This is a genomic window from Bacteroides celer, assembly GCF_002632415.2.
GTDB lineage: Bacteria > Bacteroidota > Bacteroidia > Bacteroidales > Bacteroidaceae > Bacteroides.
Map to the genome: position 1 here is coordinate 2,014,242 of NZ_CP178209.1, position 23,994 is coordinate 2,038,235.

Sequence of the window (23,994 nt, forward strand, 5' to 3'; positions counted from 1 at the left end):
ATAGCAATGTCAGAGAATCCATTAGTAAAGCTATTAAGCTACATACTCCCTTCGGAGTTCAACGAATATTTTGACCTTACCGATGTTAAGGAAGAAGAACGTGGCGTGGAGAAGATTCTCCATCTGTATCTTCACGAGAAGAACCTTCAGCCGGATGGTCACACAGAGCTGTCTCCCAACGGTTTCTACCCGGAATCATGCATCAACCACTTTCCTCTCAACGAGCACCGTACCGTTCTGCACGTATGCCGTCGCCGTTGGAAGGACGGTTTGGGCAGGACGTATAGCAGAGATTGGGAGTTGACAGCAAAAGGAACACGGCACACTAAGGAGTTTGCCGCTTTTTTAAAAGAATTCCTTGGATACATCCCCGATTACAGCCAGATCACTCCAGAAACCGTATCACATCAAGGCTGACGAGTTCGAACGTGCCTACAAGGATTTCCTCAGCGGTTACCGCACGTGGAAAGAATTGTCACATGCGGAGGACTGGCTTGTCTTCTATAAGAACATAGGGCCACAACTGAGCATTGACGAGACAGCGCTCTCTGACGGTGAACTTTATACAATAATCTCCAACAAGGCTGCCCATGGCGGCAAGGGAGCTATCGTGGCCATTATCAAGGGGACAAAGGTCGAGGATGTCGTAAAGGCGTTGATGCGCATCCTTTGGTACGAGAGGGCTAAGGTGCTGGAGGTAACGATGGACTTCTCCGAGAGCATGCATTCCATAGTAAAGCAGTGCTTCCCGTATGCCACGATAACCATCGACCGCTTCCATGTCCAGAAGGACTGCTACGATGCCATGCAGCAAGTGCGTATCAGGCACAGGCGCGAGGCCCAACGTACCGAAGTGGAAGCGCGCGAGCAGCACAAGCTCCGTAACAAGAAGAATGCCGAGGCACGAAAGAGACGTCTTGAGAAGAATGGAGGCAAACGGAAAGGAAAACAAGGACGGAAGCCTAACCGCAAGAATGAGAAGTACGAGCCTGTGAGGCTGTCAAACGGAGATACCGTCTGTGAACTCCTGACGCGCTCACGCTATTTGCTGATGACATCGGCAGATAAATGGACAGCGACTCAGAAAATCCGTGCAAGGCTGCTGTTTGAACTCTATCCTGATATGAAGACCGCATATTCAATCTCGCACTCTTTGCGCATGATTTTCAATAACAAAAACGCCACAAGGGAAAGCGGGAAGAAAAGCCTCGCCCAATGGTATGCAAAAGTCGGAGAGTTCGGAGACGAAAACTTCAACACTGTTGCAGCAACCATCTATGAACGGCAGGGAGAGATTCTCAACTACTTCATCAATCGGTCTACCAATGCGTCTGCTGAATCTCTTAATTCAAAGATCAAGCAGTTTCGAGCACAACTACATGGGGTTATAGATGTAAAGTTCTTCTTATTCAGACTCTCAAAGATATTTGGCTAAACACAGGTTTTTGCAAGTGCCCCGAAACTACCTCAAATTCCCGAAGGTTATGTGGAGGGTCAATATAGTTACTTATATGCAAAACTGGCCTATATCTCTTATGTTGAAAAGAAATATGTCCAGGCAGAACAATATTATCAACAATATTTGGGAATAAAAGACTCCCAAACTCCGGACGGCAAGATGTATTCCGTTCCTTATCTGATTCTTTCCGGACAGTATGAAACAGTGATTGCCAATTGTAAAGACTTTAAAGAACTGTTAAGAACCCAGCGGGATACTCTGAATGTTCAATATCTGAATGTGCTGAATCAGGAGGTACAAGCTTATTTGGGTATGCATGATTATAAATCGGCGGCAGCGATACGCGGAACTATCATTGCGATAACGGATAGCATCAACCATAAAGACAAGGAAAATGCAGCATTGGAACTGAATGCAATGTATGGAGCTTCTGAAAAGGAAGAATACATTGCCGAGCAAGCCTCTCAATTAAAAATAAGAAATATTTCGCTCTGCTTTTTGGGCTGTATTGTTGTACTGACCTTATTTGTACTGTGGCGTTTGTGGCGTTTCAACCACATCGTCGAATATAAGAACAGGATGCTTGCCAGGCTGATAAACGAAAAGTTTGCCAACAGAAAAGACGGTAATCAACTGTCGGAAGCGTATGAACAATTGGCAATTTCATCAGATTTAGAGCCCGAACAGGTTTCACCTGAAGAGCAGGAAGAACTGATGGATGAAACAAATAAAGAAAGTGGAGAGGAAGAGGCGAACAGGAAGATATTTCAGGAACTGAATCACATCGTTGTCCAAAAACAATTATATCTTTCTTCAGAACTGTCGAGAGAAGACCTGGCTCAAATTGTACACCTGAATAACGCACGTTTTGCCCGGATGATAAGAGAATGTACCGGAACCAATTTTAATGGATATATCAATGAACTGCGCATTAATTACGCAATCAAACTGATGAAAAAGTATCCCAACTATACGATACGTGCCATAGCGGATGAAGCCGGATTTAATAGTACCCCGATTTTATACAGTCTTTTTAAGAAAAAGACAGGAATGACCCCTTACGAATTTAAAAAAGCACAGGATTCACTAAAGAATTGAGCGGATGCTGCTAAACATTTTTTGCCTTTCCCGGTTTATTTATAAGTAATTAAATATAAATAGAGATGATACAGGTTAGGATAAAGCGGGTTTACGAAGAATTTTCAGAAACAGATGGTTACCGGGTACTGGTAGATAAACTATGGCCGCGTGGCATGAAGAAAGAATGGTTGAAGTATGATTATTGGGCAAAAGATATCACGCCGTCCGCCACCTTGCGTAAGTGGTTTCATGAAGACATTCCCGGACATTGGGAAAATTTTGTCGTACAATATCAGAACGAACTGGATGCTTCTTCCGCAATGGCTGATTTTCTGACTCTTATCAAACCACATCCGGTAGTAACACTGCTTTATGCTTCCAAAGAACCGGTATATAATCATGCCCGAATCCTCCGTGATTATTTGGAAATGCGTCTGAAAGAGTGAAATTAAAGTAATTTTTATCTGTTTACGCTTTCTGTCGTTCACTCAATTTCCTACCTTTGTAATCTAAATCAAAATCGTGTAATCATGAAGTATAAATTATTGGTTCTTGATGTAGACGGAACACTCCTAAATGATGCGAAAGAAATTAGTAAACGTACACTGGCTGCCCTGTTGAAGGTTCAGCAAATGGGAGTACGTATTGTGCTGGCGTCCGGCAGACCGACTTATGGCCTAATGCCGCTGGCCAAGATGCTCGAACTTGGAAACTATGGAGGTTTTATCCTTTCCTATAATGGCTGTCAGATTATCAATGCACAAAACGGAGAAATTCTGTTTGAACGTCGGATTAATCCCGAAATGTTGCCGTATCTGGAAAAGAAAGCCCGTAAAAACGGTTTTGCTTTATTCACTTATCATGATGATACGATCATAACGGATTCTCCTGAAAATGAACATATCCAAAATGAAGCCCGGTTGAATGACCTGCAAATAATCAAAGAAGAAGAATTTTCTGCTGCCGTTGATTTTGCTCCTTGTAAGTGTATGCTGGTGAGCGATGACGAAGAAGCATTGCTTGGTTTGGAAGATCACTGGAAGAGACGACTGAATGGGGCGTTGGACGTATTCCGTTCGGAGCCCTATTTTCTGGAAGTAGTTCCCTGCGCCATCGACAAAGCCAATTCTTTGGGTGCTTTGCTGGAGGTGCTAGGTATGAAGCGTGAGGAAGTGATTGCTGTGGGCGACGGTGTGTGTGACGTAACAATGATTCAATTGGCGGGGCTGGGCATAGCTATGGGACATTCACAAGACTCGGTGAAAGCCTGTGCCGATTATGTGACTGCTTCGAATGAGGAAGACGGAGTGGCCGTTGCAGTGGAGAAGGCTATCATATCCGAAGTGCGTGCAGCCGAAATTCCCCTTGACCAACTGAATGCGCAGGCACGCCACGCATTGATGGGAAACTTGGGAATTCAATATACCTATGCCGACGAAGACCGTGTGGAAGCAACAATGCCGGTAGACCATCGTACCCGTCAGCCTTTTGGCATTTTGCATGGCGGGGCTACTCTTGCATTGGCGGAAACAGTTGCCGGACTCGGTTCAATGATTCTTTGCCAGCCGGACGAGATTGTAGTAGGAATGCAGGTCAGTGGAAACCACATATCTTCTGCACATGAAGGAGATACAGTGCGTGCAGTAGGAACAGTTGTACATAAGGGACGTTCATCCCATGTATGGAATGTAGACGTGTTTACTTCAACAAATAAACTGGTGTCCTCCATACGGGTAGTCAACAGCGTGATGAAAAAGAGATGACCGACGAAGAAATAAGTAGCTTGGCAACTATTGATGCATTTATTCAGCGGAAACAGCCGTTTGCTGTTTACCGCATCCCCGGAGAGAAAACTCCCCGCCTGTTGACGCAGGCGGAAGGAGCAGTCCGCCTGATATACGATCTGAAAGAACTGAATGGCCAGAGAGGATTTGTAATCGCTCCGTTTCAGGTGAGTGAGGCATGTCCGGTCGTGTTGATTCAGCCCGATCAGTGGGGACAGCCTTTCCCGGTCGATGATGATACGGAAGAAGATCGGGAGCTCGCCTTACGCATACAGGGACAAGAATCATTTCTGACTTCTTCCACGGAGGAATATGCAGCATGTTTTCATACCTTTATAAATGCTTTACGCGATGAGACTTTTGATAAACTAGTACTTTCCCGTCATCTGACAATGGATAAAGTAGCAGATTTTTCTCCTATGTCCATATTTCGTGCGGCCTGCAAGCGTTATATCCATTCGTACATATACCTATGTTACACCCCGCAGACAGGCATTTGGCTGGGAAGCACCCCCGAAATCATTTTATCGGGTGAGAAAGACGAATGGCATACGGTTGCGCTGGCCGGAACGCAGCCTTTACAAGATGGCAGACTGCCGCAAGTGTGGGATGAAAAGAACCGGAAAGAGCAAGATTATGTCGCTTCTTATATCCGTCGCCAGCTTCTTTCGCTGGATATTCATTCAACGGAAGACGGGCCATATCCGGCTTATGCCGGAGCTTTGTCACATTTGAAAACAGATTTCCGGTTTTCTCTGAAAGATAATAAAGGTTTGGGAGACCTCCTGAAAGTTTTGCATCCTACGCCTGCCGTATGCGGTTTGCCAAAGGAAGAAGCCTATCAGTTTATTTTGCAGAACGAAGGTTACGACCGCCGTTATTATTCCGGTTTTATCGGATGGCTGGATCCGGAAGGAAAAACAGACATTTATGTAAATCTGCGCTGTATGCATATCGAAGATAAACAACTCACTCTTTATGCCGGCGGTGGACTACTGGCTTCTTCGGAATTGAATGACGAATGGCTGGAAACGGAAAAGAAGTTGCAAACCATCAAACGGCTTATTGCAACGCCTCCTTTAAAATCATAAACTACTAATAATTATCATCATGTATACAGACAAGAAGAACATACTCCAGTTGGTTGCGTTGCTCGAGGCGCACGGGATTACTAAGGTTGTGTTGTGTCCGGGTAGTCGTAATACGCCCATCGTACATACTTTGTCTAATCATCCGAACTTCACCTGTTATGCAGTGACGGATGAACGGAGTGCCGGTTATTTTGCCATTGGTCTTGCGTTGAATGGTGGTAAGCCTGCTGCTGTGTGCTGCACTTCCGGTACTGCATTATTAAATCTTCATCCGGCTGTAGCCGAAGCATTTTATCAGAATGTTCCTTTAGTTGTCATTTCAGCAGACCGTCCCGCTGCCTGGATCGGACAGATGGATGGACAGACAGTGCCGCAACCGGGTGTGTTTCAAACGCTGGTAAAGAAGTCGGTCAATCTTCCGGAGATTCATACGGAAGAAGATGAATGGTATTGTAATCGCCTGGTGAATGAAGCCTTGCTGGAGACGAATCATCATGGAAAAGGCCCGGTGCATATCAATGTTCCTATTTCCGAACCGCTGTTTCAATTCACGGTAGATGCACTCCCGGAAGTACGTGTGATAACCCGTTATCAGGGATTGAACGTCTATGACCGTGATTATAATGATCTGGTCGACCGGATGAATAAATATCAGAAGCGCATGATTATCATCGGTCAGATGAACCTTATTTATCTGTTTGAAAAAAGATATATCAAGTTATTATATAAACATTTTGCCTGGTTGACGGAACATATCGGCAATCAGACAGTTCCCGGTATTCCGGTAAAGAATTTCGATGCGGCACTTTATGCCATGCCCGAAGAGAAGATAGACCAGATGGTTCCCGAATTGCTGATTACTTACGGAGGACATGTCGTTTCCAAACGATTGAAGAAGTTTCTCCGTCAGCATCCGCCTAAAGAGCATTGGCACGTATCGCCGGAGGGTGAGGTGGTCGATTTGTACGGCTCATTGACTACAGTGATCGAGATGGACCCGTTTGAATTTCTGGAGAAGATCGCCAGCCTGCTGGATAACCGGACTCCTGACTATCCCCGTGTATGGGAGAATTATTGTAAGATTATTCCCGAACCGGATTTTGCCTATTCGGAGATGTTGGCTGTCGGTACATTATTGAAAGCTTTGCCGGAGTCCTGTGCATTGCATCTGGCAAACAGTTCGGTAGTTCGTTATGCACAACTATATTCGATTCCTCCTACAATTGAAGTTTGTTGCAATCGGGGAACAAGTGGTATTGAAGGATCGTTGTCTACCGCTGTCGGTTATGCGGCAGCTTCCGACAAACTGAATTTCATAGCTATCGGAGATCTAAGTTTCTTCTATGATATGAATGCGTTGTGGAATATCAACGTCCGTTCCAACCTGCGTATCCTTTTATTAAATAACGGAGGAGGAGAGATTTTCCATACTTTACCGGGATTGGATATGTCGGGCACCTCACATAAATTTATTGCAGCAGTTCATAAAACGTCAGCCAAAGGCTGGGCGGAGGAACGTGGTTTCCTTTATCTGCAGGTACAAAATGATGAAGAGCTGACTGAAGCGATGAAAACTTTCACCCAGCCGGAAGCTATGGAACAACCTGTGCTCCTGGAAGTGTTTACCAACAAAAACAAGGATGCACGTATGTTGAAGAATTATTATCATCAATTAAAACAAAAATAAATTATGCCAACACAAAGAGAGTGGACAACCATCAGAGAATACGACGATATTCTTTTTGATTATTATAATGGAATTGCCCGTATCACAATCAACCGTGAACGTTATCGGAATGCATTTACCCCGACTACTACTGCTGAAATGAGTGACGCATTGCGCATCTGCCGTGAAGAAGCGGATATTGATGTGATTGTGATTACCGGAGTCGGTGATAAGGCATTTTGTTCGGGCGGCGACCAGAATGTGAAAGGACGTGGCGGATATATCGGAAAAGACGGTGTGCCTCGTCTTAGCGTATTGGATGTGCAAAAGCAGATTCGCAGCATCCCGAAACCGGTGATTGCTGCCGTGAACGGTTTTGCTATTGGTGGCGGACATGTGCTTCATGTGGTATGTGATTTGTCCATTGCGTCGGAAAATGCTATTTTCGGTCAGACGGGTCCTCGTGTAGGTAGCTTTGATGCCGGATTCGGTGCGTCTTATCTGGCACGTGTGGTCGGTCAGAAGAAAGCACGTGAAATCTGGTTCCTCTGCCGGAAGTATAATGCACAAGAAGCATTGGACATGGGATTAGTGAATAAAGTAGTTCCTTTGGAGCAGTTGGAGGACGAATATGTACAGTGGGCGGAAGAAATGATGTTGCTTAGTCCGTTGGCTTTGCGCATGATTAAAGCAGGATTGAATGCCGAACTGGATGGTCAGGCAGGTATTCAGGAATTGGCAGGTGACGCAACGTTGCTCTATTACCTGACTGATGAAGCACAGGAAGGAAAGAATGCGTTTCTGGAAAAACGTAAACCGAACTTCAAACAATATCCGAAATTCCCTTAAATCGGTTTCACCACAGAGTTTCACAGACTAACACAGCGTTTTGTAAGTCATATCTCTTACAGTCTTCTCTTACAGGCTTGCTCTGAAGAAAGAACTAAATTCTGTATAACTCTGCGGTGAACTGAAAAATAATTCACTATGAACTGTAAAATAGAAATTATTCCCCGGTTGCTTCATTTCAAACAGCCTGCAGGAACTTCCCGAGGAACATATACAACGCGTAAAGTCTGGTATCTTTATTTCACTTCTCCTGATTTTCCGGGTCGCGTGGGAATAGGGGAGTGTGCACCTTTACCTGCTTTGAGTTGTGATGATCTTCCTGATTACGAAGATATATTAGTGAAAGCCTGCCGTCAGGTAGAGAAAGAGCAAGGAAAGCTGGATATGGATGGCTTGTGCGATTACCCTTCTATCTTGTTTGGGCTGGAAATGGCTATCCGGCATTTCTTTGCAGGCGATTGGGCATTGTGCGATACGGCTTTCTCACGTGGAGAAGTTGGTATTCCGATTAACGGCCTTATTTGGATGGGAGATTTTCAAAATATGTTATCCCAGATTGAGAAAAAGATGGAAGCCGGATTTCGTTGCATCAAGTTAAAGATAGGTGCCATTAATTTCGAGGAAGAGTTGACACTACTGCGTCATATTCGCACGCATTTCTCTTCTAAAGAAATAGAGTTGCGTGTAGATGCAAATGGTGCTTTCTCGCCCGTGGATGCAATGGAAAAACTGAAGCGTCTGTCCGAGTTTGATTTACATTCTATCGAACAGCCAATCCGTGCCGGACAATGGGAGGAAATGGCTCGGCTTGCTGCCGAATCTCCATTAGCGATTGCTTTAGATGAAGAACTGATAGGATGCAACACGCTGGAAAGGAAACAGGAACTGCTTTCAACAATCCGTCCGCAATATATCGTTATTAAACCTTCTCTTCATGGAGGAATCTGCGGAGGAGACGAATGGATTACCGAAGCTGAAAAACAACAGATCGGCTGGTGGGTTACTTCTGCTTTGGAATCAAACATTGGTCTGAATGCCATTGCCCAGTGGTGTGCAACATTCGGCAATCCGTTGCCACAGGGACTGGGAACAGGGGCGCTCTTTACAGACAACGTGGAAGTGCCTCTTGAAATAAGAAAAGATTGTTTATGGTTTTGTAAGTGATGGTGTTAAAGGATAATCGACTGGTAACGACAAAATATAGAACTAAAAAAGATGGCAATATTAGCTACTGATAAAGACAAAGAGATTAAAACCCTTTTCTTAAAATATATGGCTTGGAACATGCTTCCATTGCTATATAACGATGCATTGAAGAAACTCTGTAAGATGGGATTTAGCCCTGCCAAGGCTACTAAGTTGCTGAAGTCAATGCAAGAGAATGGCGAGATAGAAATCGTTTCAAACCTGCATTATTTCGGGAATAAAAGATGTCGGTTGCTGCCCGGAATCCATCTCCGGTATTTATGGCTGATGCGAAATGAATCGTTTGAAGAATTTGAAAAAGAACAATCTCTCCCCGGATATATTGAGCTGCAAGCGAGAACATTGTGTAATGCGATGTTACAATGGGCTGCGACGAAGGAATTGGATAATGATATAATAACGCATTGGCCGATAGACGAATTGACACTGCCTCTATTTCGTGAAATGGCATATTCTACCGAATGGCGAGATTTATACAGTAAACTTTCTGTTGGTGTTTTATATTGTATTATCGATGGATATGCCAATCGTTGGAATTACTGGCTGGAAGAAATAGACGATCTTTTTGTTGAAAATCTATATCTAAGGAATCAATCAATGCCTACTTCCGTTAAAGAGTATTTTCGGGAAGTTTATTCATTTTATGAATATGTATTGTCTGGTCGTATCAATGAAATCCCGGAGAATGTAACGTCCCGCTCTGTGAATGGTTTATGCGCCCATGCGCTTTATGCCCAATATCATGGAAATTATTCAGAGGCACTTAAAATATATCGGCAAGCTCTCAAATATATAGAAAGTACCTATCTTTTTGATACGCCTTTCTATTCGTTAACGTATGTCATAGCATTAATGCGCGAGGGTAGTGAGGCTTCAAAGAAAAAGATGAGCGGATTAGTGACAAAGAAACGGATTCGTGAAGAAAGGCAATGGCTGCCGGCTTATCTGATGCTTTTGATTGCTTTAGGAAGAGATACTAAAGAATTAGTCTTATGGATAGAGCGGAACTATGACCTGCAATCGAATATGGTAAAAGCATTATTGTATTTACTTCTCGAACATTATAAGCTGAATGAGAAAATCTATATAGACAATCGCCCTATTGAGAAACTGCTTGAAAACGATCGTTTTAAAGCATTGCAGTTAGAATATTCATGCGACTTTCAGGCTTTTATTTCTAAAAATGCGCAATTGAGGGAAGAGATGGGAGTGGCTCCCCTGCTTCCTTTTTATGCTAAACAGGAACCTTGGGAAATTGCGTTGGACAGATTGGCGGAGCTGGTTCGGAATCAGGAAACCAGAGTAGTAGCGAAAGGAACCGCTGATAACATAGCTCGGTCACGCATTGTATATCATATAACGAATTATGGTCAGATCATTCCCCGGCTTCAAAAGTCGAAAGACGGAATAACCTGGACGGGAGGGAGGAATATAGCTTTGGCTACTTTCCAGCAGAATGCAGTAGAAGGGATGAGCGAACTAGACAAGAGCCTTGCGGCATGTGTCAAGTACTTTAATGCCGGATATTCTATAGGAGACATTTATGAGTTGGGCGGACCCAAGGCGTTATCTCTTTTGGCGGGTTATCCATTTGTGTATATGGAGAGAAATCCGGATATTCCTATTGTAATCACGAAAGAAGAACTACAGTTGGTGGTTACTCAACTGAAAGACGGTTATCAGGTGAGCAGTAATGTGAAACAGTTGGGAAGTTCGAATACTATTTTAAATAAGGAGAATGATCAGCTCTATCGGATTGTAGAACTGACCTCGGAACAGCGTGCCATATTGGAACTCTTCAAACAATCCTCCCGCTTTCCGTTAAAAGCTAAAGACCAGTTGGCGGACGTGTTGGGGAAATTGGGAAGAAACGTGACGATACATTCGGACTTGGTACGCAATAAAGAAAACCTCAAGCAAATAAAAGGAGATTCATTGATAACCGTTCAGCTGTTGCCCGTAGGAGACGGAATCAAGGTGGAACTTTTTGTAAAACCTTTCATCGAACAGCCGCCTTACTGCAAAGCCGGTGAGGGAGTGGGAAGCGTGATTGGAACAATGAAGGGCGAACGTGTGCAGGCGGTACGCAATTTGAAGAAAGAAAAAGAAAATTATGTGATAGTCAACCAGCTACTCCAACGGGTCAGCGGAGACTTTACGGCTACGGATACGGCTTACTTTGCAGATTACTATCAATGTCTGGATCTGATAGAAGAGCTTCGCGAGCTGTCAGATGTGTCGCGTACCGAGTGGCCGGAGGGTGCTAAATTGTCTATAAAGGGCATTGCGGATTTTCCACAACTGAAGCTTTCTATGAAAGGGGTAGGATACTGGTTCGAGATAGATGGAGAGTTGGAGATAGAAGACGGAGTCCGGATGAAGATTTCCGAACTTTTGCGGAAAACCCGTGAAAGCAGGGGGCGTTTTATAGCGTTGAATGACTCTGATTTCATCGCATTAAGCAATCAGTTACGTCGGAAGTTGCAAGAACTTGATTCTATCCTGCTGAATGATAAAAGTCTGAAAGTTTCCAGCTTTAACGCCACTTTGCTTGCTGATATGGAACAACAGGGAATCCTGCTGAAAAAAGACCATAAGTTTAAGGAACTACAGCAAAAAATAGAACAGGCAGAAAATGTCCGGTTCATCGTACCTGCCACATTACAGGCTGAATTGCGTGATTATCAGATGGATGGATTCCGGTGGTTATCACGATTGGCGTATTGGGGAGCCGGTGCTTGTCTGGCGGATGATATGGGATTGGGAAAAACGATACAAGCCATTGCTCTGATGCTCAGCAGAGGGAAGAAAGGTGCTTCTTTGGTTGTCGCTCCTGCATCCGTATTGCTTAACTGGCAGAGTGAAATCAACCGTTTTGCTCCTTCGCTTACTTGCCGGGTGCTACATGACAGCTGCGGTGATCGGGAGCAAATGATACAGGAGACAGGTGATTATGATATATTGCTTACTACTTATGGATTGTTGAATGCGGAGGTTGTATTGTTGAGCAAGAAGCAGTGGAATGTCATCCTGCTGGACGAAGCCCATACAATTAAGAATAAAGACACCAAAATGTCCAAGGCGGCGATGCAACTCAATGGTGAATTCCGTTTGTTGTTGACCGGAACTCCCATACAGAACCATCTAAGTGAAATCTGGAACTTATTTCAGTTTGCCAATCCCGGTTTACTGGGGACATTTCCGCATTTTAATGAAAAGTTTATTCTGCCCATTGAGAAAAACGGAGATAAGCAACGGCAAAAACAATTAAAGAGAGTGCTGCAACCTTTTCTGCTTCGACGTACCAAAAATGAGGTTTTGGACGAATTGCCGCAGAAAACAGAAATAGTGCAGAAGGTAGAACTGTCTTCCGAGGAAATGGCTTTGTATGAGAATCTCCGTCAGCAGGCTGTTGCTAATATCGAGGAAAGTTCGTTGGGGGCTATGCAGGCATTGGCGGAAATCACTCGTTTACGTCAGGCGGCCTGTCATCCGGCTTTGATCAATGATAAGCTGAAAATTGACTCATCCAAGACAAAAGTATTTATGGATTTGGTAGATGAACTTATCGGCAATCAGCACCGTGCGTTAGTATTCAGCCAGTTCACGTCTCATCTGGCTTTGATTCGCAAAGAACTTGATTTGCAGGGTATTTCCTATCTTTATTTGGATGGAACGATGTCTGTAAATGAGCGTGAAAAACAGGTCAGCCGGTTTCAACAAGGAGAGGGACACCTGTTTTTGATTAGTCTCAAAGCGGGAGGTACAGGGCTGAACCTGACAGCCGCCGATTATGTGATTCATTTGGATCCATGGTGGAATCCTGCTGTCGAAGACCAAGCTTCAGACCGTGTTTACCGTATCGGTCAAACTCGCCCTGTCACCATCTATCGGCTGATAGCTTCCAATACGATTGAAGAGAAGATTGTCACGCTGCATCAAAGTAAGAAATCATTGGCGGATTCTCTACTGGATGGAAGCAATATGGCGCATAAATTGACTAAAGAAGAAATGTTGGAACTGTTGCGAGGAGGCATTCAATAAAATGGAATTTGAGAGAGAAAAGCAATCGCTTCTGCTTGAAGGGGTACGATATACAGCCAATGATTTGCATTTGTTGAAAACAAAGGTGGTAGGAGCATCCGATTCTTCTACAGGGCAGATGCTGTATGATTTCCTGCAAGAGTGGTTTACCGAATCTCCTTGGATGACAGTTCATACTTCGGGATCTACCGGAAAACCGAAAAAGATAAGGATTAGCAAGGATAAAATGATGCAAAGCGCACGTCTGACCTGCGAATTTCTGAATTTGCAAATAGGAGACACTGCTTTGTTATGCATGAATCTCCGTTATATCGGAGCTATGATGGTAGTCGTACGCTCTTTGGTTGTAGGTTTGAATCTGATTATACGTCCCGCTTCCGGTCATCCGTTAGCGGATATGAAACAGCCTTTGAGATTTGCGGCAATGGTTCCTCTGCAAGTTTATAATACCCTGCAGGTGCCTGAAGAAAAAGAACGGTTGCGACAAACGGATGTTCTGATAATCGGTGGTGGAGCAATCGATGAGGCTTTGGAAGCAGAAATCAGAAATTTTCCGGGTGCTATCTATTCTACTTATGGCATGACCGAAACGTTGTCTCATATTGCTCTCCGCCGTCTGAATGGGGTATTAGCTTCCGAACGCTATTACCCTTTTGCTTCTGTGGAACTGTCTTTATCTTCCGAAAACACATTGGTCATTAAAGCCCCTTTGGTATGCGATGATATTTTGCAAACCAATGACATTGCGCATATTTATCCCGATGGAAGTTTTACTATTCTCGGTCGGAAAGACAATGTCATCAATAGCGGCGGAATAAAAATCCAGGCAGAGGAAATAGAAAAAATCCTTCGCCCGTATATTCCCGTGCCGTTTGTCATCACTTCCGTACCGGATCAGCGTTTGGGGCAGGCGGTGACTTTGTTGCTGGAAGGGCAGCCGGACATAGAAGAAATTGAAGACAAACTACAGAGTATATTAGAACCTTATCATCGTCCTAAATACGTTTTATATACAGACTGTATACCGCAGGCGGGTAATGGGAAGATGAATCGTGCGGGTTGCCGTGATTTGGCGGAACGGTTATTATCGTAGTTTGAAAGTGAATGTTATACCATCGACCACCGCAAATTGGTAAAGATAGGTGTGGACTTCGACAAAGAAACCCGTAATATCGGTCGCTGGTTGGTTCAATAAGAGAGCCGGGGCTCATCTCATACTTCTTCTAAACGCATCAAACACCATTTTCCAGTTTGTTGAGAACAACATAACTATGATGCTCATATCGAAGGTTCATAGGTTTCACACTTGTTTGAATTGTTATAAATCAGACGATTACGGTGATAGAAATCTGTGAATCTAGGATAAATAATCCTTCACCCCTTCACCTCATTATAAGCTATCAAGATATTGGGTAAGTTTATTCAGATTCATACACATTCAGATGTCAGATACCTTAATCTTAAGAAATCCGGAGGTGACCTACTTTTATCTGTTAATTTGAAGTTTAACGAACTATTGTAGATGCTCCCTCATAATATACTAATAGATAAACTCTAGGCTATTAATAGAAAACTTCCACTCTGTTACGCCTAAACTTCTTTTGTATGGCTTGCAAACTTATATTCTGCTTATTATAAACTATAAACGAAGTTTTCATTTTTATAAATGTAACCTTTGTTTTTATAAACGCAAGTTGCGTTTATAAAAACAAAGCTTGCATTTATAGTTTGTTGTTAGGCAAATATAACTTTGTAACTAATGCAAAGAAAGTTTGGTCTTAATAGGAAGGAAGTTATCTATTAATAGTTTGGAGTTTACTTACTAATAGACAATATGACAATTGACAATAAAAAAATAAACTTATTGATAAGGTAATAATAGAAGGAGTAATGGCATATAGTCTTTCAATTCATTCCTCAAAAGTTCCATCGTCTTTTGTTTGTATCGGTTGATAGATTTCACGCTAAGATTCATTTCTTCTGCAATCTCTGCATGTGTTTTACCTTCAAAGAAACTTTTCATAAAAACAGTGCGATAGTTTTCGGGTAACTTATTCAGGGTCTCGTACAACATTCTGTATAGTTCATCGAGAGTATACACACTATCTGGCTCTGTCTCATAGATAGGCGCTTTCTTTTGAATGTTTTCGGCATAACTCCATTCATATTCTTGGTGTTTCAGGAAATTCAGACAACTGTTTTTTACACACATCTTGATGTATCCCAATGCCGTGTCCGATTGCAAGTCAAAGGATTCAGTTTCAAACTTATCCCATAATGAAGTAAATACATCTGAAACGATATCTTCACGTGTTTCTTTATCATCAACAAACCTTTTTGCATACAGACAAAATGGGGCGTAATATTCCTCATAAAGTTGTTTGAAAGTCCGTTCTTTAGTTTGTTTGGAAAAAGATATTTTCATTATTTAGAGATTCTGTAGTTTTTCATTTTGCTGCAAATATATAATAAGATAATTATCAGAGCCTAATTTTCGATTCTTTTTTTTGCTTTCACCCCTAATGAATGGAAAATAATCAGATAAGACTGTCCTTTTGTATATAGGTTGATTGTATTATATATAAACAGGATTAAAATATGAAAAACAAGTTTTTTTTATTGGCTATAACCTTTTGTTTGCCAATACATCCTCAAGAAGTTTCCAAGTCTTTTATTCCGATGGTTGAAATACCTGCCGGAAGTTTTTATATGGGAAGTGACGGATTAGGCGAAGATTTTGATGAGGCTCCTATCCATCAGGTAGTAATCTCTCGCCCGTTTCGTATGGGAATCACTGAAATAACGAATGCGCAATATGAGTCATTCCGTCCGGAACATCGGGCATTACGAGGAAAAAACGGTGTTTCGCTGGAAGATGATGAAGCAGTCGTCAATGTGAGTTATTCCGATGCTGTTGCCTTTTGTGAATGGCTTAGCCGGAAAGAAGGCAAAAACTATCGTTTGCCAACAGAAGCGGAATGGGAATATGCTTGTCGGGCAGGCACATACACACTATTTTCTACAGGAAACGGGTTACCTGCAGTTTATCATCGGAATCAAAAAGTGGTTCGTGACTTTGATCCGGTATCTTTAAAAGTAGCTCAGACTCCTCCTAATACATTCGGGCTTTATGATATGCATGGAAATGTGGAAGAATGGTGCTTGGATTGGTATGCTTCTTATTCCGCAGAAAAGCAGAAAGACCCGGCAGGACCATTGGCAGGAGAGTTTCGGGTCACTAGAGGAGGGAGTCATCACACCCCGGAGAAATACTTGCGAAGTGCCAATCGACTGGCTATGCTCCCGGAAGATAAACATTCCCAAACCGGATTTAGAATTGTGGAAGCAGATACTCGTTTGAATGTATCGGGAACATCTGCCCCTGTCCCGTTCAATCAGGAATCTGTAAAAAATACATCTATAAAATGGAAAAAAGTATCTGCTATCACACCGATGTTTCTGCCTCCGATACCATTTGTGGTACGTCCGGCATGTGATTCGAATACCCCATTTTATCTGCATAATCATCAGCCTGCAGTTACGTGGTGTGATAATGGAGATTTGCTGGCAATATGGTTTTCTGCAAATGAAGAGAATGGGAGAGGGATGGTAGTACTCGGTTCCCGCTTGCGTGCCGGGCATACTGATTGGGATGTGGCTTCTTTATTCTTTAAAGTTCCGGATCGGAATATGACAGGAAGTGCTTTGCTCAATGACGGGAAAGGAAAATTGTATCATATCAATGGAGTGGAAGCATCGGGAGACTGGCAGAATCTCGCAATGGTACTACGTACCAGTACAGATAACGGTGCTTCATGGAGCACTCCTAAACTGATAGCTCCCGAACATACCAAACGTCATCAGGTTATAGCTGGTACGATTCGCACACGTGAGGGATGGCTGGTTCAAGCCTGTGATGCGGGTCCTGGCAGTCATGATGGGGCAGCTGTTCAAATCAGTAAAGATGGAGGAAAAACATGGTGCGATCCTTGGGATGGCGCTCCTTTGCCGGATTTCAAAGAAGGAGGAACGGGAAGTACAATCGCAGGTATCCATGCGGGAATTGTACAATTAGGAAACGGAAGTTTGATGGCTATGGGGCGTGGTAATAGCATACGGAATAAAGAAGGAAAGCTCCGAATGCCAATGAGCATATCAGATGATATGGGAAAGAACTGGAAATATGGAGCAAGCGAACTCCCTCCTATTGACGGAGGTCAGCGTCTTGTTTTAATGCGACTGAATGAAGGCCCTTTGCTATTGGTTTCTTTCACAGACCATCCGCAACGTACGCCTTTGGAAGAACGTGGTCTGGAATTTAAGAATAAAAATGGAAATGTGAAGAAAGGATATGGCATGTACGCGGCTCTTTCCTACGATGAGGGAAAAACATGGCCAGTAAGAAAACTACTGACGGACGGTGAATATCGCTTTTTAAACGGTGGAGCATGGACGGGATATTTCGAAATGGATGAAAATCATGCTGAACCACGTGGTTATCTTGCAGGAATACAAACTCCTGATAATGTGGTTCATATCCTTAGTAGCCGATTGCATTACCGCTTCAATTTGGCATGGCTCGAAAAATAAAATAAAAAAAAGTTTGTATTTGCTGTCCTTTTCCAATTGCTTCAGTTGTATTATAAATGTAATTACAATTAAAAGATAAGATTTTGAAAGAAAATATGGAAAATATGAGTCCGGAATCATTGCTCCGTAAAGCACAAGCATTGGGAGATGATATTAAAGAAATGGAATCCATTAATGTATTGGGTGCCTATTATCAAGCACAAGCCAAAATAAAAACTAATAGAAGAAAGAACATGTATAATCAATTGATGCGTTATGCAGCATTTCTGACTATACCTTTATTTCTCTCTTCTCTGATTTTGGGATATTTATATTTTAGTGGAACAGAAACTGACGAGAAATATGCAGAGGTGGTAACCGCTACCGGTTCTGTCATACGTTATGAACTTCCGGATCATTCTGTAGTATGGTTGAATGCAGGTAGTACATTGCGTTATCCTACCACTTTCAAGAAAGACAACCGGTTAGTAGAGTTGAAAGGTGAAGCATATTTCGAAGTGCAGGCAGATAAAGAGCGTCCTTTTTATGTAAACACTCCGAATGGTTTGAGCGTATATGTTTATGGTACCCAATTTAATGTAGCTGCTTATGAGGATGATAATTATATAGAAACAGTATTGGAAAAAGGTAAGGTAAATGTGATAACCCCTAATCAGGAAACAATTGTATTGGCTCCTGGAGAACAGTTGCTTTACGATAAACAGAGTCAAAAGTCGAAAAAAAATAAAGTGGATGTCTATGGAAAGATAGCTTGGAAAGATGGAAAACTAATTTTCAGAAATGCTTCATTAGAAGAAATCCTGAAGCGTCTGGAACGACATTTCAATGTAGAAATTCAGTTTAACAATAGGTCTGGAAAAGAATATAAGTACCGGGCTACTTTCCGGACTGAAACTCTGTCGCAGATATTGGATTATCTGGTCAGGTCTGCCGATTTAAAATGGAAAATTGAAGAACCGCAACAACAGGCAGATGATACATTATCAAAGACTAAAATTAGAGTAGATTTATATTAGAGTAGTAACCTTTAAAATAAAAGCCCATGGAATAACACAAGAGAATAAAAAGAAAGGAAGAAAGCTGCTACCAACAGCCGTCTTCCTCAAGTTTTTAAGATTTTCGGTACAAGTCTAGCAAACATGATATCCGAAATCAAACCATAGTTCATTTAGTAATAAACTTTAGTTAGCCACAAATGTATGAAAAAAAATCATTCATTTACAGCATTATGTCCTAAATATGCTTTAAATCTAAAACTTCCGTTAGTTATGAGGATTAGTCTAGCACTACTTTTCGCAGTAGTATTACAACTTTCTGCCGAAGATGGCTATGCCCAGCGAACGCGGGTTGCCATTTCAATGAATAATGTATCTGTAGAACAGGTACTGAATAAAATAGAGGAGACGTCCGACTATGTTTTTCTCTATAATGATAAAACAATTCAGAAGAACCGTATTGTTTCTGTGAACAGTAAATCAGGAAATATTACTGATGTCTTGAATGCCATGTTTAGAGGTACGGATATCTCTTATACGGTGATTGATAAACAGATAATTCTGTCCAAATCGAATGGAATCAACCAAAATGCCAGAGTAATTCAGGCACAAGGTACGGTGAAAGACGGTAATGGTGATCCTTTGATTGGAGTAAACGTGAAAGTAAAAGGAGCTGCAACCGGAACAATTACTGACATTGACGGTAAGTTTACTTTGAGTGTCAGAGAAGGAGAGGTAGTGGAATTCTCTTACGTTGGTTATACGACTAAAACGCTGAAACTAGTAAACGAAAATCCACTTATTGTTGTATTACAGGAAGACACGAGGACATTGAATGAGGTCGTAGTTACTGCTTTGGGTATCAAGAAAGAAGCAAAATCCTTGTCTTACAATGTTCAGCAGATCAGCAATGATGAAATAACCCGTATCGCTGATGCCAATTTTGTAAACAATTTGAATGGTAAGGTTGCGGGTGTTACTATTAATAGCTCTTCTGCCGGTGTCGGTGGTTCTTCACGTGTGGTAATGCGTGGTGCCAAGTCGTTGAATGGAAATAACAATGCCTTATATGTGGTGGATGGTATTCCCATGATTGATATGACAGCGGCTTCTACTCAACCCACGGACTCCTACGAAGGGGCAGGACAGTCGGGAGACCCGATTTCCGGCTTGAATCCGGATGATATTGAAAGCATTTCCGTATTGAGCGGTTCTTCTGCCGCGGCTTTGTATGGTAGTGCCGCTGCCAATGGAGTGGTGATGATCACTACTAAAAAAGGTAGGGAAGGACGTACCACAGTCTCTATATCTAACAATACAACATTCTCCGCTCCGTTGGTTTTGCCGGAATTTCAAAATACATACGGACAGACTGAAACGGGAAGTTATTATAGTTGGGGATCGAAGCTGAATACTCCCAGCAGTTATGACCCTGCCGATTTTTTCCAGACGGGAGTCAACGTGACAAATTCAGCCAGTTTGTCTACAGGAACGGATAAGAATCAGACTTATCTTTCTTTGGGTACAACGAATGCGCATGGCATTATTCATAATAATAACTTTGAACGTTATAATGCTACGGTACGCAATGTCTCAAAAATGGCGAAAGATAAACTGACGCTCGATCTTAGCTTTATGTTGAGTTCCGTGAAAGAACAGAATATGACGGCTCAAGGGCTTTATTTCAATCCGTTAGTGTCACTCTACTTGTTCCCTGCCGGTGATGATTTTTCCAAAGTTCAGGCTTATCAGCGTTACAACGGAGAACGTAACCTGCAAACTCAATATTGGGATTACAGTACCAATCTGGCTTTGCAGAATCCTTACTGGATTACAGAACGCATCAAAATGCCTAATCATAAAAACCGTTATATGGCTTCGGCTTCTTTGAAGTATGATTTTGCCGATTGGATTAATTTGACGGGACGTGTGAAGATGGATCGTAACAATGAACGCCGTGAACGTATGTACGATGCCGGGACAAACACACTTTTTGCTTCAGACTACGGTTACTATTCAAAGAGCAATGTCGAGAGCCAGCAGTTGTATGGAGAGTTACTATTGAATGTGAATAAGTATTTTGTAGATAATACGTATAACTTGACGGTCAATGCAGGCGCGAATTTTGAAAATAATGATTACCAATCAGACTACTTTGGTGGTAAATTGAAGTCGACCGCCAATTTATTCACTTTTGGTAATATAGATACTACAGGTGAGAATTTGGCTAATCAATATGGTTATCACATGAAGAAACGTGCCATTTTCGGTAGCGCGCAGTTGGGGTATAAATCAAGGGCTTATTTGGATGCAACTCTTCGTAATGACTGGTCGTCCACTTTCAAAGGGACGGATACTTCTTCATTCCTGTATGGTTCTGTCGGCCTTTCCGGAATCATCACGGATATCTTTCCTATCAGTAGTGATATCATGCCCTATATGAAGGCGCGTATATCTTATTCGGAAGTCGGAAATTCACCAGAAGTCTTTTTGGCCATTCCGACTTATAGTCTGGTCGGTGGCACGCCTGTAACAATGACACGTCGTCCGAACAGTCATTTGAAGCCAGAGCGTACCAAATCATGGGAGGCTGGTTTAAACTTTGTTTTCTTTAACAACAGACTGAAGCTGGATGCTTCTTTCTATCAGTCACGTACTTACAATCAATTCTTCACGCGTACCTTGTCTTCAACGACGGGATATACTTCGGAGGTCGTAAACGGTGGTCGTGTAGACAACAAAGGTATTGAATTGTCTTTGCGTTTTGATGACAAATGGGGAGACTTCGGTTGGAGCACTTATCTGACTTATTCATTGAATAAGAATAAAGTCGTAGAACTGTTGCGTAACTATGAAGATCCTTACACGCATGAACTCACTTCTTTGGACCGTATTGATATGGGAGGTACCAGTATGTATAAGATGATACTGACCGAAGGAGGTTCTATCGGAGATATTTATGTAAACACATTGCGGACAGACGAACATGGAGCCATTTATGTTCACCCTTCCGATCAGGTGGTAGTCCCGCAGTCTGATGAATTTGTAAAGGCTGGTAACAGTGCCCCTAAATATAATTTGGGTTGGGGAAATACGTTTACCTATAAAGGAATATCCTTAGGATGTTTGTTTACCGCACGTGTAGGAGGTATTGTTGTTTCTCAAACGCAAGCCACTATGGATGCTTTTGGAGCATCAAAGGCGACAGCGGACGCGCGTGATAACGGCGGAGCTTTGGTAAATGGCCGTCCTATTGATGCGGAAGCTTATTATACGACGATTGGCGGTTCGGGTTCTCAAGGTGGCATAGGTTCCATGTATGTGTATAGCGCTACCAATGTTCGTTTGGCGGAACTGTCTTTAGGATATGACATACCGATTAATAAGTATGTAAACTGGATAAAGGGGCTCAATGTTTCATTTATAGGTAAGAATTTGTTCTTCCTTTATAGAAAAGCACCGTTTGATCCTGAACTGACTGCAAGCACCGGTACTTACTTTCAGGGGATTGATATGTTCATGTCGCCCAGTTTACGTAATTTGGGATTTTCAGTGAAAGTTAATTTTTAACCAAACTCTTAATAGTCGAAGATATGGTATTAAATAAAATATTATCATGGAACAGACTTTCCATTTTGGGAATGTCGTTTCTTCTATTCAATAATACCTCGTGTATTGATTACGAGGACAATGTGAATCCGAATGAAGTCACCAATGCGATGATGGAGGTGGATAACTTGAAAACCGGAGCTTTTTTTTCACAGATGTTGCGCCGGGTGGTGCTCATTAATGATGGCTCTATCCTTGATTCCGATTATCAGATTGCGCAAAACCTCTCTCATGATCTCTATTCCGGATATATTGCGGCAACGTTGGGATCTACCAACCATAACGGGCAATATAATTTTCAGGAGAATTGGGTAAATGCAACGTTTGACTATGCTTATACCGGAGTGATGGCTCCGTGGCAAAGTATTCATAGTCTTGCCGCAGAGCAAAATTTGCCGGAAGTAGATGCGTTGGCTACTGTAGTGAAAGTAGCAGGTATGCATCGTATTGCTGATACGTTTGGTCCGATTCCGTATGTAAACTACGGCTCTTCCAGCTTGTATGACGCTTTGGATAAAGTGTATGCCAAGTTTTTTGAAGAATTAGACGATGCGATAGAAGTGTTAGGCAATTATGTCAGTGGAAATGTCGACGCGCGATTACTTAGTAAATATGATTATGTGTATGGCGGTGATGTAAAGCAATGGGTGAAGTTTGCCAACACTTTACGTTTGAGGCTTGCCATGCGTGTCGCTTATGCTGATGCGACATTGGCAAGGCAGGAGGCTGAAAAGTCTGTTCAAAATATGTATGGTCTCATAGAGAGTACTGCCGATCGTGCGCAATTATCCCACAATACATTGGAATACCATCATCCGCTGCATGAGATAGCTTATAATTTTAATTCCGGAGATTGTCGTCCGGGAGCCAGCATCGTTTCATATCTGAACGGATTGAACGACCCTCGTGTCAGTCGTTATTTTATTGCAGCAAGTGATGATGGTGGTTATCATGGCGTGCGCATTGGTATTACTACTAGTAATATGAGCAATTATCAAGGCAATAAGATTTCGAACTTTAATATTGACCGTGCTTCTACTCCTGTGGTCTGGATGACGGCTGCGGAATCTTTCTTTTTGCGTGCGGAAGGTGCGTTGAGGGGTTGGAATATGGGCACGGGTACGGCACAATCTTTCTATGAAGCCGGTGTACGGATGTCATTTGAAGAAACTGGTGCGGGCAGTGCTGACAGCTATCTGGCGGACAATACATCCGTACCGGGCGCATTTGATGATAATGTGGGCAGTGATAATTATTCTTTCAGCACTACTGTAACTCCGGCGTGGGATGCTGCCGCAAGTTTTGAAGGACAGTTGGAACGTATTATCACACAGAAATGGATTGCGATTTATCCTGACGGTCCTGAAGGCTGGAGTGAATATCGTCGTACAGGCTATCCTGAATTGATACCGGTAGTGCGAAATAGTAGTAATGGAACAGTGGATACGGATTTGCAAGTTCGTCGTTTGCCATATACCCGCGATGAGAAGTCAAATAATGCGGCGGGAGTAAGTAGCGGTAAAGCTGCCTTAGGTGGTCCGGACAATGGCGGAACCAAACTTTGGTGGGACAAGAAGGCTCGCTGATGGGTAAGAGAACATTGTTTAAATCTAAAAAACAG

The 23,994-nt window shown here is 42.6% G+C and carries 15 protein-coding genes and 1 pseudogene; 15 read left to right on the forward strand and 1 reads right to left on the reverse strand.

Translation table 11 applies throughout. The annotated features are described in order from the left end of the window. The first annotated feature begins 6 nt into the window (after positions 1 to 6). The 11 genes and pseudogenes from CJF29_RS07740 to CJF29_RS07790 all read left to right on the forward strand — a co-directional run bounded on the left by CJF29_RS07740 (position 7) and on the right by CJF29_RS07790 (position 14,272). The gene (locus tag CJF29_RS07740; RefSeq protein WP_002558307.1) at positions 7 to 417 is read left to right on the forward strand and encodes a hypothetical protein; all 411 of its coding nucleotides are present in this window, start codon (positions 7 to 9) and stop codon (positions 415 to 417) included. Then, positions 359 to 1,435 (forward strand): transposase, encoded by a 1,077-nt coding sequence (locus tag CJF29_RS07745; protein ID WP_002558306.1) that lies wholly within the window; start codon positions 359 to 361, stop codon positions 1,433 to 1,435. Before CJF29_RS07740 ends, CJF29_RS07745 begins: the two co-directional genes overlap by 59 nt. A gap of 24 nt (positions 1,436 to 1,459) precedes the next feature. Further along, positions 1,460 to 2,557: pseudogene (locus CJF29_RS07750) on the forward strand (helix-turn-helix domain-containing protein); the annotation flags it as partial. 65 nt (positions 2,558 to 2,622) lie between these two features. Beyond that, complete coding sequence (locus tag CJF29_RS07755; protein ID WP_099146989.1) at positions 2,623 to 2,985, forward strand: DUF488 domain-containing protein; 363 nt, start codon at positions 2,623 to 2,625, stop codon at positions 2,983 to 2,985. A gap of 84 nt (positions 2,986 to 3,069) precedes the next feature. Further along, entirely contained in the window at positions 3,070 to 4,302 is a 1,233-nt protein-coding gene (locus CJF29_RS07760) for a Cof-type HAD-IIB family hydrolase (protein WP_004305786.1), read from the forward strand. After that, on the forward strand, positions 4,299 to 5,414 hold the full coding sequence (locus CJF29_RS07765; protein WP_099146988.1) for an isochorismate synthase: 1,116 nt from the start codon (positions 4,299 to 4,301) through the stop codon (positions 5,412 to 5,414). The genes CJF29_RS07760 and CJF29_RS07765 overlap by 4 nt, the downstream gene beginning before the upstream one ends. A gap of 19 nt (positions 5,415 to 5,433) precedes the next feature. Continuing rightward, the gene (gene menD / locus CJF29_RS07770; RefSeq protein ID WP_099146987.1) at positions 5,434 to 7,101 is read left to right on the forward strand and encodes a 2-succinyl-5-enolpyruvyl-6-hydroxy-3-cyclohexene-1-carboxylic-acid synthase; all 1,668 of its coding nucleotides are present in this window, start codon (positions 5,434 to 5,436) and stop codon (positions 7,099 to 7,101) included. A gap of 3 nt (positions 7,102 to 7,104) precedes the next feature. Then, complete coding sequence (menB, locus tag CJF29_RS07775; protein WP_099146986.1) at positions 7,105 to 7,929, forward strand: 1,4-dihydroxy-2-naphthoyl-CoA synthase; 825 nt, start codon at positions 7,105 to 7,107, stop codon at positions 7,927 to 7,929. A 138-nt stretch (positions 7,930 to 8,067) separates the two neighbouring features. Continuing rightward, positions 8,068 to 9,093: an o-succinylbenzoate synthase gene (locus CJF29_RS07780; RefSeq protein ID WP_099146985.1), complete on the forward strand. Its 1,026-nt coding sequence runs from the start codon at positions 8,068 to 8,070 to the stop codon at positions 9,091 to 9,093. A gap of 51 nt (positions 9,094 to 9,144) precedes the next feature. After that, positions 9,145 to 13,179: a DEAD/DEAH box helicase gene (locus CJF29_RS07785; RefSeq protein ID WP_099146984.1), complete on the forward strand. Its 4,035-nt coding sequence runs from the start codon at positions 9,145 to 9,147 to the stop codon at positions 13,177 to 13,179. Position 13,180: 1 nt separating this feature from the next. Then, positions 13,181 to 14,272: an AMP-binding protein gene (locus CJF29_RS07790; protein ID WP_099146983.1), complete on the forward strand. Its 1,092-nt coding sequence runs from the start codon at positions 13,181 to 13,183 to the stop codon at positions 14,270 to 14,272. Positions 14,273 to 15,040: 768 nt separating this feature from the next. Here CJF29_RS07790 and CJF29_RS07795 read toward each other — a convergent pair. Further along, complete coding sequence (locus tag CJF29_RS07795) at positions 15,041 to 15,604, reverse strand: RNA polymerase sigma-70 factor (RefSeq protein ID WP_008021539.1); 564 nt, start codon at positions 15,602 to 15,604, stop codon at positions 15,041 to 15,043. A 173-nt stretch (positions 15,605 to 15,777) separates the two neighbouring features. On the opposite strand from CJF29_RS07795, the gene CJF29_RS07800 reads away from it, so the two are divergent. From CJF29_RS07800 to CJF29_RS07815, 4 genes are all read left to right on the forward strand, one after another. Further along, positions 15,778 to 17,769 (forward strand): SUMF1/EgtB/PvdO family nonheme iron enzyme, encoded by a 1,992-nt coding sequence (locus CJF29_RS07800; protein WP_099146982.1) that lies wholly within the window; start codon positions 15,778 to 15,780, stop codon positions 17,767 to 17,769. A 95-nt stretch (positions 17,770 to 17,864) separates the two neighbouring features. Further along, on the forward strand, positions 17,865 to 18,785 hold the full coding sequence (locus CJF29_RS07805; protein WP_099146993.1) for a FecR family protein: 921 nt from the start codon (positions 17,865 to 17,867) through the stop codon (positions 18,783 to 18,785). Positions 18,786 to 19,037: 252 nt separating this feature from the next. Further along, a complete protein-coding gene (locus CJF29_RS07810) occupies positions 19,038 to 22,334 on the forward strand; it encodes a SusC/RagA family TonB-linked outer membrane protein (protein ID WP_074557735.1) in 3,297 nt (1,098 codons plus the stop codon). 23 nt (positions 22,335 to 22,357) lie between these two features. Further along, positions 22,358 to 23,959, forward strand: coding sequence for a RagB/SusD family nutrient uptake outer membrane protein (locus tag CJF29_RS07815; RefSeq protein WP_099146981.1), 1,602 nt, complete (start codon positions 22,358 to 22,360; stop codon positions 23,957 to 23,959). Positions 23,960 to 23,994: the final 35 nt, after the last annotated feature.